At 67.2% G+C, this 14,739-nt stretch carries 10 protein-coding genes; 2 read left to right on the forward strand and 8 right to left on the reverse strand.

What is annotated here, in order from left to right; all coding sequences use genetic code 11:
- Nucleotides 1-11: 11 nt before the first annotated feature.
- Complete coding sequence (locus tag K7G19_RS03225; RefSeq protein WP_226105744.1) at nt 12-950, reverse strand: hydroxymethylglutaryl-CoA lyase; 939 nt, start codon at nt 948-950, stop codon at nt 12-14.
- The gene (locus tag K7G19_RS03230) at nt 947-2,146 is read right to left on the reverse strand and encodes a CaiB/BaiF CoA-transferase family protein (protein WP_149315964.1); all 1,200 of its coding nucleotides are present in this window, start codon (nt 2,144-2,146) and stop codon (nt 947-949) included. The genes K7G19_RS03225 and K7G19_RS03230 overlap by 4 nt, the downstream gene beginning before the upstream one ends.
- Nucleotides 2,147-2,359: 213 nt before the next feature.
- Between K7G19_RS03230 and prpR the strand changes: the two genes are divergently transcribed.
- Complete coding sequence (gene prpR / locus K7G19_RS03235) at nt 2,360-4,348, forward strand: propionate catabolism operon regulatory protein PrpR (RefSeq protein ID WP_226105745.1); 1,989 nt, start codon at nt 2,360-2,362, stop codon at nt 4,346-4,348.
- 93 nt (nt 4,349-4,441) lie between these two features.
- Here the strand turns inward: prpR and K7G19_RS03240 are convergent, their stop codons facing one another.
- On the reverse strand, nt 4,442-6,688 hold the full coding sequence (locus K7G19_RS03240; RefSeq protein ID WP_226105746.1) for a phosphocholine-specific phospholipase C: 2,247 nt from the start codon (nt 6,686-6,688) through the stop codon (nt 4,442-4,444).
- Between the two features lie 476 nt (nt 6,689-7,164).
- Between K7G19_RS03240 and K7G19_RS03245 the strand changes: the two genes are divergently transcribed.
- Nucleotides 7,165-9,309, forward strand: coding sequence for a phosphocholine-specific phospholipase C (locus K7G19_RS03245; protein ID WP_226105747.1), 2,145 nt, complete (start codon nt 7,165-7,167; stop codon nt 9,307-9,309).
- Nucleotides 9,310-9,406: 97 nt separating this feature from the next.
- Here K7G19_RS03245 and K7G19_RS03250 read toward each other — a convergent pair whose 3' ends face one another.
- The 5 genes from K7G19_RS03250 to K7G19_RS03270 form a co-directional block, all read right to left on the reverse strand.
- A complete protein-coding gene (locus K7G19_RS03250; protein WP_226105748.1) occupies nt 9,407-10,882 on the reverse strand; it encodes a diguanylate cyclase domain-containing protein in 1,476 nt (491 codons plus the stop codon).
- A 151-nt stretch (nt 10,883-11,033) separates the two neighbouring features.
- A complete protein-coding gene (locus K7G19_RS03255; RefSeq protein WP_149315969.1) occupies nt 11,034-12,032 on the reverse strand; it encodes a tripartite tricarboxylate transporter substrate binding protein in 999 nt (332 codons plus the stop codon).
- Nucleotides 12,033-12,185: 153 nt separating this feature from the next.
- The gene (locus K7G19_RS03260; RefSeq protein WP_226105749.1) at nt 12,186-13,694 is read right to left on the reverse strand and encodes an FAD-dependent oxidoreductase; all 1,509 of its coding nucleotides are present in this window, start codon (nt 13,692-13,694) and stop codon (nt 12,186-12,188) included.
- Between the two features lie 40 nt (nt 13,695-13,734).
- A complete protein-coding gene (locus K7G19_RS03265) occupies nt 13,735-14,445 on the reverse strand; it encodes an RNA polymerase sigma factor (RefSeq protein WP_226106298.1) in 711 nt (236 codons plus the stop codon).
- A complete protein-coding gene (locus K7G19_RS03270; RefSeq protein WP_150083991.1) occupies nt 14,442-14,735 on the reverse strand; it encodes a plastocyanin/azurin family copper-binding protein in 294 nt (97 codons plus the stop codon). The genes K7G19_RS03265 and K7G19_RS03270 overlap by 4 nt, the downstream gene beginning before the upstream one ends.
- Nucleotides 14,736-14,739: the final 4 nt, after the last annotated feature.

Raw genomic sequence — 14,739 nt, forward strand, 5'->3', positions numbered from 1 at the left:
GGACGGCGGACTCACGTCACCGGTTCAGCCCCGTACCGGCGCCGCAGCCATGCGCTGGATCGCCCGCCCAACGGACGTCCCAGCAGCGACTCCGCATAACCGACGGCATCGAGCAGGCCCTCCAGCGCGATACCCGTGTCAAAGCCGCTCTGCTCCGCCATCAACACCAGGTCCTCGGTCGCCAGATTGCCGGCCGCGCCGGGGGCGAAGGGGCAGCCGCCGATGCCGCCGACGCTGGCGTCGAAGCGCCGCACGCCTGCTTCCAGCGCGGCCCACGCATTGGCGGCACCGAGGCCGCGCGTATCGTGCAGATGAACCGCGAGCCGGTCGATCTCGATGGTGTCGGCCAGCGCGGCAAAGCGCGCCTTGACTCCGGCGGGTGCGGCGGCGCCGATGGTGTCCGCAATCACGATCTCCTGCGCACCGGCCTCGCGCATGCGCTGCGCCAGCCGGACCACGGTGGAGAGCGGCACCTCGCCCTCGAACGGACAGACAAAGGCGACTGCGACATAGGCGCGCGTGCGCAGGCCGAGCTCGCGTGCGTGGGCAAGCGTCTCTTCGCTGACCGCGGTGGCCTGCGCCAGATCCATATTGATGTTGCGCAGGTTCATGGTCTCGGTCGCGGACAGCACCACGGCGATCTCCGGCGCGCCAGCGGCATGCGCGCGCTCCAGTCCCTTGCGGTTCGGCACCAGCGTCGACAGGCGCAGATCGGGCAGCTCCCCGCGCAAGCGGGCCACCACGTCGGCCGCATCGGCCATCTGCGGTACCGCGCGGGGCGAGACGAAGCTGGTCGCCTCGACGCTGCGCACACCGGCCGCGGCAAGGCGGCGGACCAGCTCCAGTTTTCCCTCGGTCGAAATCGCCACGGCCTGGTTCTGCAGGCCATCGCGTGGCGCGACATCGGTGATGACGATCGTTTCCTGTTCCATCGTCGTTGCCTCCGTCATGCGACCGCGCCGGCGGCGCGCAACCGGTCCAGCCGATCGGCGTCGTAGCCGAGCAGATCGCGCAGCACGGCCTCCGTGTGCTCGCCGACCGCGGGCGGACAGCTGTACGCCGGCGCGGCCGCGCGCGACAGCTTGACGGGATTGCCGGGCATGCGCACCGTCTCGCCAGTCTTGAGCTCGACCTCGACCACCATGTCGCGGCCGAGCACCTGCGGTTCGCGCAGCGCGTGGGCGAAGTCATTGACCGGGCCGCACGGAATGCGGGCCTGGCGCAGCCGGTCGAGCCAATATGCCGACGATTCGCCGCGCAGCACATCGCCGATGATCGCGTCGATGCGGTCCTTGTCGGCGTAGCGGCCCGGCTGGCGCAGATATTCCGGGCGGCGCAACTCCGGATGGTCGATCACGCTCAGGAAGCGCTCGAAGAACGCATCGCCGATGCAGGCGATGATGATGTGGCCGTCGCGGGTGGGATACGTGTTGTACGGCACGTGCACGAAATGGCTGTTGCCGATCCGCTCCGGCACGATGCCCGACATCAGATGCATCGTCGCCATGTAGTTCAGCAGCGAGATCTGCGCATCCAGCATCGAGATATCGACGTGCTGTCCCACGCCGCTGCGCTCGCGCTCGGCCAGCGCCGCCAGCACGCCAATCGCGCCGAACACGCCGCCGCCCAGATCGCCGATCGGAATGCCGCTGCGCACTGGCGGTCCATCGGCCATGCCGGTGATCGACATGCCGCCGCCCATCGCCTGCACGACCTGGTCGAAGGCTGGCTGCTGCCGGTCCGGGCCGGTCTGGCCGAAGCCCGTCACCGAGCAGGTGACGATGCGCGGATTGACCTGCGACAGCGCGGCATGATCGATACCCAGCCGCTCGGTGACGCCGGCGCTGAAGTTGTCGAACACCACATCGGCATGGCGCACCAGATCGAGAAACACCGCGCGGCCGGCGTCGGACTTCAGGTCGATGCAGACGCTTTCCTTGTTGCGGTTCAGCGTCAGGAAGTAGGCGCCCATGCCGTCGCGCGCATAGTCCTCGCTCTCGGCCAGCAGCCGCCGCGTCCCCTCTCCGGCGCCGGGCGGCTCGACCTTGATGGTGCGCGCGCCGAGATCGGCCAGCAGCATCGTGCCGTACGGGCCCGACAGCATGTGGGTCAAATCCAGCACGGTGATATGGCTGAGCGCCTGCATTCTTTCCTCCGTCGGTAGCATGCGGCTTGTTCCGCAAGCCCCATGCCACCTTTGCGGCGCGAGATAAGCCATTGATTATTTTGGATAATTCATTCTGCTACTCGCGTTTCACCGTTTCATGAAACACTGGCGAGACATCGATGAAACACGGCGAAAGCGCGCGGCCTGAGCTTCGAGGCGGGACGAAGCGCGCAGACCGCCGGCGAGGAGACCATGCGCAACACCCCGAACGACCGCGGCACCCGGCCGCGGCTCTGCTTCATCAGCTACAAGCACCTGAGCCGGTTCGCGATGACCGTGCTGGACGAATACGCGGACCGGGCCGAGATCGAGGTGGTCAACGCCTCGTTCGAGGCGGCCCTCGACGCCGCGCGCGAGCGCATCCGCGACGGCTCGACCGACGCGCTGATCAGCGCCGGCGCCAACGCCACCATCCTGCGCAACGCGGTGGTGGCACCGGTCGCCACCATCAAGCTGTCCGGCTTCGACATCCTGCTGGCGCTGCTCAACGCGCGGCGCATCTCGTCCAAGGTCGGCGTGGTGATGTACGGCGCGTGCATCCCGGAGCTCGATGCGGTGCGCGACCTGCTGAAGATCAAGGTGGCGCAGTACGCCTACCGCACGCCCGACGAGGCCCGGCAGTGTTTCGAACTGCTGGCCCGCGACGGCTACGAAGTGGTGGTCGGCTCGAGCATCGTGGTGGAGCTGGCCGAGCAGTATGGCTTGCAGGGCCGCCTCGCCTACTCGCTCGGCGCGGTGCGCCAGGGCATCGAGGACGCGATCGAGCTGGCGCGTGTCGCCCGGCTCGAGGCGGGCCGCTACGAGCAGCTGAACGGCGTGCTGCACAACCTGCAGGAAGCCGTGCTGGCGGTCGATCGCGACAATCGCCTGATCGCGGTCAATCCGCCGATGGAGAAGCTGCTGGGACGTGTGCGCGCCCGCTTGCTCGGCCAGCATCTGGACGACATCGAGCCGGCGCTGTCGCTGCGGACCACGCTGGACAGCGGGCTGCAGGAGCGCGGCAGCGTGCTGCGCTACGCCCAGCGCGACTGGATCGCCAATCGCACGCCGATTCGCGAGCACGGCGATACGGTCGGTGCCGCCCTGACGCTGTACGACGCGCGCAATATCCAGGACGCCGACGCCAGCCTGCGCAGCCAGCAGCGCCGCCATCAGCCGACCGCGCGCCATCGTTTCGACAATCTGATCGGAAGCAGTCCGTCCGTTCTACGGGCCTGCGCAACCGCCAGGCGCTTCGCGCGGACCGACCTGACCGTGCTGATCTCCGGCGAAAGCGGCGTCGGCAAGGAGCTGTTCGCGCAGGCCATCCATAACGACAGCAAGCGCGCCGGCAAGCCGTTCGTCGCCGTCAATTGCGCGGCCTTTCCGGAGGCGCTGCTCGAGAGCGAACTGTTCGGCTACGAAGAAGGCGCGTTCACCGGCTCGCGCCGCGGCGGCAAGCGCGGCCTGTTCGAAGCGGCTCACACCGGCACGCTGTTCCTCGACGAGATCGGCGACATGCCGGTCTCGTTGCAGACGCGGCTGCTGCGCGTGCTGCAGGAGCGCGAGATCGTGCGGCTGGGCGGCGGCGTACCGATTCCCGTCGACGTGCGCATCATCGCGGCGACCCACCAGCCCTTGCCGCAGCGGATCGCGGCGAAGCAATTCCGGCAGGACCTCTACTATCGGATCAACACGCTGCAATTGCGCATCCCGCCGCTGCGGGAGCGGACGGAGGACATCGAGGCGCTGGCCACCGTGCTGCTGCGGCGAAGCCTGGACAGGCTCGACAGCGACCTGGACGCGACGGCCTTGCTCGCGCCCTTGCGCGAGCGGCTGCGAGCCTACCGCTGGCCGGGCAATGTGCGGGAGCTCGAGAACCTGTGCGAACGGATGGCCGTGTTCTTCTCGCAGTGGCAGCACGTCGACGCGATCGCGTTCGACGAATTGCGCCACGACTGTCCCGAGCTTTATGGGTTGGATAGCGGGGGCTCGGACATTCGCTCGGACATTCGCTCGGACGTTGGCTCAGGCCCCGGCGCCAACGCCGCGTCTCGCGCGCGGGTGCTGGAGGTGCTGGCGGCCTGCGGCGGCAACCGCCAGCAGGCCGCGCAGCGGCTGGGCATCAGCCGCGCGACGCTATGGCGATGGGTGAAGGAAGCGAGCGGGCAAGCCGCGCCGCCCATCGCACCCGACGACTAACTTGACGCCTCGCCAGACGCCTCGCCCGACGACTCGCCCGACGACTCGCCTGACGACTCGCGTGGCGACTCGCCTCATGACTGACCCGCCTCGTCAGACCTCGCCCATCGCCGGGTCGCTGACCGTATGCCGCCCGGTTTCCACCCGGCCGGCAAAGCGGCGATAGAAGGCCGGATCGCTGCTGCATGTCACCGCGAAGTCGTACCACTGGCCGCTGTCGGCCAGCGACCAGTGGCGCGAGGCCGTGCCGCCCGCGGCGACGTCGACCTGCCAGGGTCCGTCGGCACGATAGGCCAGCGGTGCGATGGCGAACTGGCACGCGGCGGCGCCCGGATTGAGCAGGTCCACGTAGACGTCGCCGTTGGCGATGTCGTAGCAGACACGGATCTCCGGCGCGGCCTGCGCAGCGCCGAGCCGGTTCAGGTCGCCCTTGAAATGCCGGTGGTGGCCGTTGGGGCCGAGCACCCACAGATCGTAGCGGCCGAAATTGTCGGACCCGGCGTTCCAGGTATCGGACAGCGTCTTGCCGGCCTCGACCATATAGCGGCGCGGGATGCGGTCCAGCTTGTGGCCGTCGTAGACGTGGAACACGGCGGCCTGCGTACCGGTATTCGAGAACAGCAGCTCGACCTGGCCCGACCCCTGGCCCGATGCATGGCAACGCGCGCTGGTATGCAGCTCGTAGGGCAGCGCGCGCGAAGGACGCGTGCCCGGTGCCTGCAGCGGCAGCGCCATGTCGCGCGGCACCGGCACGGCCGGCAGCCGCTGCTGCGCGGCGCGCAGCGCGTCGGCCGCATCCCGCGTGGTGCGGCCCGCCAGCGTCGGCAACGCCTCGGTATTCGGCGTCTTGAAATTGAAGGCGCTGGTCAGGTCGCCGCAGACGGCGCGCCGGAACGGGCTGATGTTCGGCTCCTGCACGCCAAAGCGGGCCTCGAGGAAGCGCAGCACCGACGTGTGGTCGAACACCTGCGAATTGACCCAGCCGCCGCGGCTCCACGGCGAGATCACGTAAAGCGGAACGCGCGGTCCCGGCCCGTAGACGCGGCCGTCCGGCGCCGGCTGGCTGGTGCTGCCCTGCGGCGGCGGCTGCGTGAAATACTCCGGTGCCAACTCTGCCTCGCTGAGCGTGGTCTTGCCGGCGTACGTGTTGTCGGGATTGCGCGACGGCGCCGAGGGCGACGGCACGTGATCGAAATAGCCGTCGTTCTCGTCGAAATTGACGATCAGGACCGTCCTGCTCCAGACCTCCGGATTGGCGGTCAGCGCATCGAGAACTTCCTGCAGGAACCACGAGCCCTGTACCGGACTCGAGGGCCCGGGATGCTCGCAGTAGATCGACGGCGCATTGATCCACGATACCTGCGGCAGCTTGCCTTCGCGCACGTCGCGCCTGAAGGCGTCGAGATACTGGTCCGGCTGGCTGCCCGGCAGCGTGTTGGCGACGCCCTTGTAGAGCGGATTGCCGGCGTTGTCGGTCGCCGCATCGTAGGCGTGATACGGCAGCGGCTGGCCCGTATCGTTGTACGGCGCGCCGGGCGCACCGCCGCTCGACACCGGAAAGCCGGACGCCAGATTGGCGCGGCGGAAGGTCTGGAAGGCGCCGAGCATGTTGTCGCCCCACTCGTCCGGCATGTTCTGGTAGCTGATCCAGCTGATGCCGGCCTCTTCCAGCCGCTCGGCATAGGTCTTCCACGTGTAGCCGACGTTCGCGTCCGACGGGATGCCGTTGATCGCATCCCACTCGTTGTTGACGAAGGCCACGTTCTGCGGCACCGGCCCGTTGGTGCCGGTCAGATGGAAGGCCCGGTTCGCGTCCGTGCCGGTGTGCATCGAGCAGTGGTAGGCGTCGCAGATCGTGAACGCATTGGCGAGCGCGAACTGGAACGGGATCTCCTGCTCCTTGTAATAGCCCATCGACGTGTCGGTCTTGGCGACGGGCCAGCGCGACATGCGGCCGTGATCCCAGGCCTCCTGGCTGTCCTTCCACGAGTGCGGCGTGCCGGCGACGCGCTGCGCGTTGTTGGCGGTGCCGTCCAGATGGTAGGGCGTGATCACCGTGCCGTTGGCGCGCTCCTGCTGCCAGACCTTGCGGCCGTTCGGCATCGGGATCGTGATGCGGTCACCGAATCCGCGCACGCCGCTCAGCGTGCCGAAGTAGTGGTCGAACGAGCGGTTCTCCTGCATCAGGATCACCACGTGCTGCACGTCCATGATGGTGCCGGTGGCATTGTTGGCCGGAATGGCCAACGCGCGGCGAATGCTGGGAGGAAAGGCGGCGAGCGCCGCGGCCGAAAAGCCCGCGGCCGCGCTCGCCTGCAGGAATCTGCGGCGGGAGGTCATTTCTGTTTGTTGTTGTGGGCGGAGTCGGAGGGCCGGGTGCGGATCGCGCTCAGGGAGCGCAGCGCAGTTCCGGCTTGGGCGTCTCGGGGGGCTTGGGCGTTTCGCCCGGCTTGTCGTCGTCGCCGCCGCAGGCGGTCAGCACGGCGGTGGTCAGAAGAACGGCCAACAGCGCTCTCGTCATTCTCAGGGCTTGCATTGGAACCTTCGCTGGCGTGGAAAGAAGGGGGAGAGATTTTTCCGGCTTCGGAAAATCCCGCCAGCCTAGTGCGCCTGCATGACGGCACTGTGACCCGACGCCGAACTCCCGCACTGTTGCGGAGTGGTCCTTGTCATCGCCGCGTCATGCCGCTGACATCGCCGTTCGGTACGGTGCCGGCTTCGGCTGTCCGGCGCCCCGCTGCCTCGGGCGCCGGCGCCAATGGTTTCCCGATCGCCGCCCTGCCGGTACCATCCCGCCATCCCAGCCGCCTTTCGCCATGCCATCGAACAGCCGTCGTCAATTCCTGAAGATCGCCAGCACCGGCGCCGCCGCTGCCGCCACGCTCGCCGCGTTCCCGCCTGCGATCCGCCGCGCCCTTGCCATCCCCGCCAATAACGCCACCGGCACCATCCGCGATGTCGAGCACGTCGTGATCCTGATGCAGGAGAACCGCTCGTTCGACAACTATTTCGGAACGATGAAGGGCGTGCGCGGCTTCGGCGACCGCTTTCCGATTCCGCTTCCCGGCGGGCGCAACGTCTTCGAGCAGACCTATACCGAGAATGGCGTCAGCCGCATCGTGCTGCCCTACCACCTGGACAGCAGCGCCGGCAACGCGCAGCGCGTCAGCGGCACGCCGCACAGCTATCCCGATGCGCAGGACGCCTGGGACCTGGGTCGCATGAACCAGTGGCCGACGTACAAGGAGCCGCATTCGATGGGCTTCTATACCGAAGCCGAACTCGATTTCCAGTACGCGCTGGCCAACGCCTTCACGATCTGCGACGCGTACTTCTGCTCGTTCCATGGCGGCACGAACCCGAACCGCCTGTTCCACTGGACCGGCACCAACGATCCGACCGGCGCGATGGGTGGCCCGGTGATCGACAACCGCGGCGATTCGCTCGATGCGACCAGCATCAGCTACCGCTGGACCACGTATCCGGAGCGGTTGCAGGCCGCCGGTGTCAGCTGGAAGGTCTACCAGAACCTGCCGGACAACTTCACCGACAATCCGCTGGCGGGTTTCAAGCAATATCGCGAAGCCAACGCGGCGCGCGGCAACCTGCCCAACGGCAGCCCGTATCCGCCCTACACGCCGGCAGACGAATCGATCAGCCCGCTGATCAAGGGCATCGGCAACACGATGCCGGATGGCGGCTTTCTGCAGGCACTGAAGGACGATATCGCGGCGGGAACGCTGCCGCAGGTGTCGTGGATCGTGGCACCGGCCACCTACTCCGAGCATCCCGGGCCGTCGAGCCCGGTGCAGGGTGCCTGGTATACGCAAGAGGTGCTCAACGCGCTGACGGCCAATCCGGAGGTCTGGAGCCGCACCGTGCTGCTGATCAACTTCGACGAGAACGACGGCTTCTTCGACCACGTACCGCCGCCCTGCGCGCCCGCGTTCGACAACGGCACGCTGGCCGGCGCCTCGACGGTGGCGACCGACGGCGAGTATCACACCGACGGCAAGCCCTATGGTCCGGGCCCCCGCGTGCCGATGTATGTGGTATCGCCCTGGAGCCGCGGCGGCTGGGTCAATTCGCAGGTGTTCGACCACACGTCGGTGCTGCGCTTCCTCGAAGCCCGTTTCGGCGTGAGGGAGCCGAATATCAGCGCGTACCGCCGCGCGATCGCCGGCGATCTGCTCTCGGCGTTCAACTTCGTCAATCCGAATACCGAGACGCTGCCGACGCTGCCAACGCGGGACAAGACCAGCGCCGATGCGATCCGCACCGCGCAGGGCCAGTTGCCCCAGGTACCGCTGCCGCCGACGACCGCGCAGCAGATGCCGGCGCAGGCGACCGGCACGCGCCCCTCGCGCGCGCTGCCGTATGAACTGCACGTCAGCGGCCGGGAAGACCCCAGCGGCCGCGCGATGTGGCTGCTGTTCAGCAATACCGGAACGGCCGCGGCCGTGTTCCATGTTTACGACCGGCTGCACCTGGACCGCGTGCCGCGCCGCTACACCGTCGAACCGGGCAAGCAGCTCGACGGCCGCTATGAGGTCTTTGCTGGCGACGAAGGCCGCTACGACCTGTTCGTGCTGGGACCCAATGGCTTTCATCGCAGCTTCCGCGGCGACGTCAGCACGCTGGGCACCGCGGGTGCCAGCGCGCCGGAGATCCGCGTCTGCTACGACATCGCCAACGCGGCGGTCTACCTGACGATGATCAATGCCGGCGCCAGCGCCTGCACCTTCACCGTGGTGCCGAACGCCTACCGCAACGACGGCCCCTGGACCTTCGAAGTCCCCGCCGGCAAGCAGCTGGACCAGCACTGGCCGGTGGGCTCGCAGGGCAACTGGTACGACTTCACGGTGACTACCCAGCAAGGCAGCTTCCGCCGCCGTTTTGCCGGGCGCATCGAGACCGGCAAGGACCTCGTGTCGGACCCGGCGATGGGCGAACGCGACTGACGGGTCCGTCGGCGGGGCTTGGCTTGGCGGCCGGGCTTAGCGGTGGGCCTGGTGGTGACGTTGGCGCTGAGCCTGGTGGCGCGCTTGGTTGGGTGACTCAGTTGCTGCGGCGCTCCCGCTCTGCCCGCAGCTTTTCGTAGTACGCCCGCTTGGCCGCATACATGCGCGCGTCGGCCTGCTTGACCGCATCGGTCAGGCGCTCGCCGACCGCACAGGTGGCCGCGCCGATCGCGAAGTTCAGTGCCGCGCCCGGATAGAACTGGTTGTTCAGTTCGACGACCTGCTCGATCTGCGCGACGATCGAGGCCGTGGCATGTTCGTCGCGGTCCGGCAGCAGCACCATGAACTCGTCGCCGCCGACACGGGCGATGCAGAAGCCGTCGCCGACCGCCTTCTTCAGGGCCTCTCCCGCACGGCGCAGCAGCGCATCGCCATCGCCGTGGCCAAGGTTGTCGTTGATCTGCTTGAGTCCGTTCAGATCCACGGCGATCACGCTGACCGGCCACGGCCCCTTGCGGCCGAGACGCGCCAGCTCGTCCTCGTAATAGGCGCGGTTGTACAGCTTGGTCAGTACGTCGTGCTTGCCGAGGAATTCGACGTAGGCCTCGGCCTTCTTGCGCGCGGTGATGTCGGTCAGCGACACCAGCACCTGATCCCATTCGGCCTCGTGCCCGGGGAATACCGACCATTGCATGTACACATCGACCTGGCGGCCGTCCAGCGCATAGTTGACGACCTCGCGCTGCTGCCACAGCTTCTCGTTCCACAGATCGACCAGCTGCTCGGCAAAGTGCCCCTGCATGTCATCGCGGAACACGTCCCCAAGGCGCGACAGCAGCACCGGCTTGGATGGCGCGCTGAACATCAGCAAGGTCTGCTGGTTGACGTCGATCACGCGGATTTCCTGCATGCAGCGCGCGATGAAATCGGGATGGACGTTCAGGAAGGTCCGGAAATCGGTAATGCCGGCGGCGCGCACCTCGTCGAGCAACACCTTGACCGCGCTGAAGTCCTCGACCCACAGCGACACCGGCGAATGCTCGAACAGCCCGAGCGCGTATTGCTGGCTATTGCGCAGCTCCCGCTCGGCGCGCTGGCGCTGCGTGATGTCGTCGATCGACAGCAGCACGCGGTCCCAATGCTGCTCGTGGCCCGGCAGCACGCGGCCTGACAGCTGGATATCGAGACGCTGGCCATCGAGCGTGTAATTGACCGATTGGCCGCCGAAGACGCCGCGGCCGTCCCACAGGTCCACCAGTTCCTCGACGTGCTGCTCGAACATGTCGTCGCGGAACACCTTGTCCAGATTTCCGACCAGATCGGCGAGATCCCGGGCGCCGTAGAGCTCCAGCGTGCGGCGGTTGACATTGACGATGCGCATCAGCGACGAACAACGGGCAACCTCGTCGGGATGGCCATGCAGGTAGGCGCGCAGGTCGACGATGCCGGCGGCGCGCAGGCCATCGAGATGCCGTTTCAGGTCGCTATAGTCTTCCAGCCACAACGAGACTGGGGCGAGATCGAACAGGTTCTGGTAGTCGTCGACGGTGGACGCGCTGCTTTCGGCCTTCAAGGCGGATTCCTCTGATTCCAGGCTGGCGTGGCGATCGCAACCGGGCCGGATGGCCGGGTTGCGCTGTGCTTGCTCTGCCTTGGCAAGCCACGCAAAGCCCGTAGCATAGGGCACCACGCCCCGGATGGGAAACCCGCCATCGTGGAGGGGCTCAGGTTCCGTCGATCTTGAAGCCGATGTCCTTGATGAACTTGCCCCACCGGGCATGATCGGTCTTGATCTGCGTGGCAAAGGCCTCCGGCGTGACGGCCTGCGGTGGCAATACGCCGACGCCCGCCAGCCGCTTGTGATAGGCCGGGTCGGCCAGCACCTTGCGCACGGCTGCCGATACCGCCTCGACGGTGTCCTTCGGCATGGCCTTGGGACCGAACAGCGCGAAATAGCCGCTCAACTGCTCCATCTCGGCAAATCCCAGTTCCCGGAACGTCGGCGCACCGGGCGCGAGATCGGAACGTTCCGGAATCGTGGTCGCCAGCACCTTGGTCTTGCCCGCCTGATAGAGCGGCACCCCCGTGGTCAGCCCGTCGATCATCAACGGCACCACGCCGCCGACCAGGTCCTGCGTGGCCGGCGCCGAGCCCTTGTACAGCACCGGCTCGATATGGGTGCCGGACAGCCGGTTGAACAGCAGCGGCCCGAAGTGCGACGAGGTTCCTGGCCCGTACGACGCGGAATGCAGCGGCTTGCCGGGATTGGCCTTGGACCAGGCAATCAGTTCCTTCAGCGAGGAGAACGGCGCGTCCTTGTTCGCCACCATCACGACCGGCGCCTTGCCCAGCTCCGCCAATGCGGTCAGATCGGTCAGCGGGTCGTAGGGCACGCGGTTGATATGGGCGCCGGAGGTCGCCGACGAGCCGAGCGTGACCAGCAAGGTGTGGCCGTCGTTCTTCGCGCGGATCACGTCCTGCGTGGCGGGGATCGTCGCCCCGCCCGGCTTGTTTTCCACGACGACCGACTGGCCGATGACCTTCGTGAAGTAATCGGCGAACAGCCGCGCCACCACGTCGGTGCCGCCCCCCGGCGGATAGGCGACCACCAGCCGAATCGGCCGGCTCGGCCAATCCGCCGCCCATGCGCTTGGCGCCAGGCCGGTTGCCGCGAGCGTCGCGGTGGCGCAGGCCGCCGCGCCGAGGAACTGTCGTCGATCCATGCTGATGTCTCCGGCTGTTGTTTTGGGTCAGCTGATTTTGGGGTCCGCTGCTGCCGGTTCATCTTAGTGGCTGTTCCAGCCCGCGACACGTTGGGGTTTTCCGCCATTTTCCGCATGGCAGAACGGGCGCGATGCAGGCCCGGTCGCGCCGGCTCAGGTTCCGCTTTCCTGATCGGGGACCAGCTTGATGGTCAGCGGCGCGAGCGCGGGGCCCGACAACACGCTGCCGTCCGGCGCGAAACGGCTGCCGTGGCAGGGACAGTCCCAGCTCATCTCGACAGCATTCCAATGCACGATGCATTTCATGTGCGTGCAGACGGGCGATACCGCGAACAGGCGCCCCGCGGCATCGCGATAGGCCGCGACGCGTTCGCCTTCCAATTCCGCGATCGCGGCGCTTCCCGGTGCGAGGCTCTGCAGCTGCTCGTGCTGGCGACGCGACAGATAGTCCTGGATCAGCGCCTTGCCCATGCTGACCACTTCCTCGGCGGTCCCCTTTGCCGATTTCACCGCGGTCAGGCGCGTTGCCTTGTAGAGCTCGCTCCAGCGGTTGTCGATGCCGAGAATCTGGTCCGCGAGGATGGCCGCGGCCAGCGTGCCGTAGGTCAGGCCGTCGGTGGCGAAGCCCGTCGCGACGTAGCTGCCGAAGGCGTCCTTGCCGATATAGGGCAAGCCGTCCGGCGACGGGAAATTCTGTGCCGACCAGCGATAGGCAATTTGCCGAATGCCGAGGCGCTGCCTTACCGATTCCTCCAGCTTTGTCATGGCCGCTGCCGCGTCATGCTGACCGGTCTTCGCTGTCTGGCCGACGCAGACCAGGTAGTTGCCCTGCGTGGTGTCGAGCCCGCGCACCGACAGGCGCTCGCTGCCCTCGGCGTAGAAGATCCCCACCGGAAACGAATCGCCGTCCAATGGCGCCGCCAATCCGTACTCGCGATGCGGCACCATGCCGGCTTGCATCAGATGGAAGCCGCTCGGCGAATGCGTGGCGAGCACGATGTGCTGCGCCTTGACGCTGCCCCGCTCCGTTCGCAGCAGTTGCTGCGCGCGGTCGATTTCGACCACCGGCGAGCGCTCGAAGATGCGGCAGCCATTGTCGGCCGCATGCCGGGCCAGCGCCAGCACGTAGGCAAGCGGATGGAATTGCGCCTGCTGCTCGAGCACCAGCGCATCGCCGTGCGCATGCGGCAACCCTGGCGGCAAGGCCCCTTCCCTGCGGATCGCAAGACCGGCGGCCAGCGAGGCCTCGAATTCCGCCTCGATCCCGTCGCGCGCATTCGCCGACGCCGGATAGCGCACCAGGGGGCAGCGCCGGAAGGCGCAATCGATGCCGAGGCGATGGACATGCTCCTCGATCCAATCGACCGCTTCCGCGCGCGACTGCGTGACCTGCCGCACGACCTCGTCGCCCCACTTCTGCCGAAGCGCATGCAGGCCACTGCTGACCGTTGCGTAGAGATTGCCGGTGGAATTGCCGGTATCCCCGACGCCCAACCCATTCGCCTCCAGCAGCACCACGCTGCGGCCAGCTTGCACGAGGCGCCAGGCGAGACTGACCCCGGTAATGCCGCCACCGACGATCGCGATATCGGTCTGGATGTCCTCGACCAGCAAGGGCCAGCCGGTCGGATTTGTGGTGCCACGCCAGAGTGAAATTGTCATGTGGGGTCTCCTTGCGGCGATGTCGATTCCGCCCCTCCGCTCAAGCCTTGCCTGCGTTCTCGCGGTCCAGGCGCGCCATCACGCCTTGCACGATCCGGTCGCAGCGCACGCCGCCGAATTCGTACAGATCGCGACCGGCGAGATCGATCTCGCGAGCGAGCGCTTCCCGCAGCAGGCTGCGTGCACGGAAATGCCGGCTGCGGACCGTTGCCTCCGGAATATCGAGACACTGCGCGGTCTCCTCCACGCTCATTTCCTCGACTTCGCGCATCACGAAAACGAGACGGAACGTCTTGGGCAACCGGTCCAGCTGGCGCTCGATCAGTCCGCGCAATTCGGTACGCGCGAATGCCCTGTCCGGTGCATCGTCGTCGGGTGCGGGATAGTCGTGCTCCATAGCGTCATCCCCGGATGAAGCCACCATCGGAATCACCTTCTCGCGGCGTGCGTGGCGTCGCAATCGACCGAGGCATTGATTCAGTACCAGCCGCGACAGCCAGGTCGCCAGCGCCGCGTCGCCGCGGAACTCGCCGATCGCGCGATAGGCCGACAGATAGGCCTCCTGCAGCGCGTCTTCCGCCTCCGCATCGTCACGCAGCGCCGCGCGCGCCAGACGGTACAGACGCCGGTTGTTCCGCCGGATCAGCAATTCGAACGCGGAACGATCGCCCGCCGCGATACGCCGGGCCAGCTCCTGGTCTTCGCCATGAGGCTGGCCGGTAGCGGGCGTCGTTGCACTGGAAGGGATCATCGCTTGCGAATATCCAGAACCGCCTGCATGGTCGGATGGAGCGTGCAGACGTAGGGCACCGATCCATCGCCCTGCACCACGTGCTCCCATGACGCACCGGGTGCGATATGGCCGGAATCGAAGGTCCTGCCGTCCGCCGACGTCGCGGTATGCGGCACGATATCCTGATTGACCCAGACGACGCGATCGCCGCGGTGCACCATCAATGTCGAAGGACGAAATTCCATTCCCTCGATGGTGACAATATAGGTCGCCGCACCGACCTCCGTGCCGCCAAGGACCGCCGCCATCACC

This window comes from Cupriavidus sp. DB3, from assembly GCF_020418465.1.
Classification (GTDB): Bacteria; Pseudomonadota; Gammaproteobacteria; order Burkholderiales; family Burkholderiaceae; genus Cupriavidus; species Cupriavidus cauae.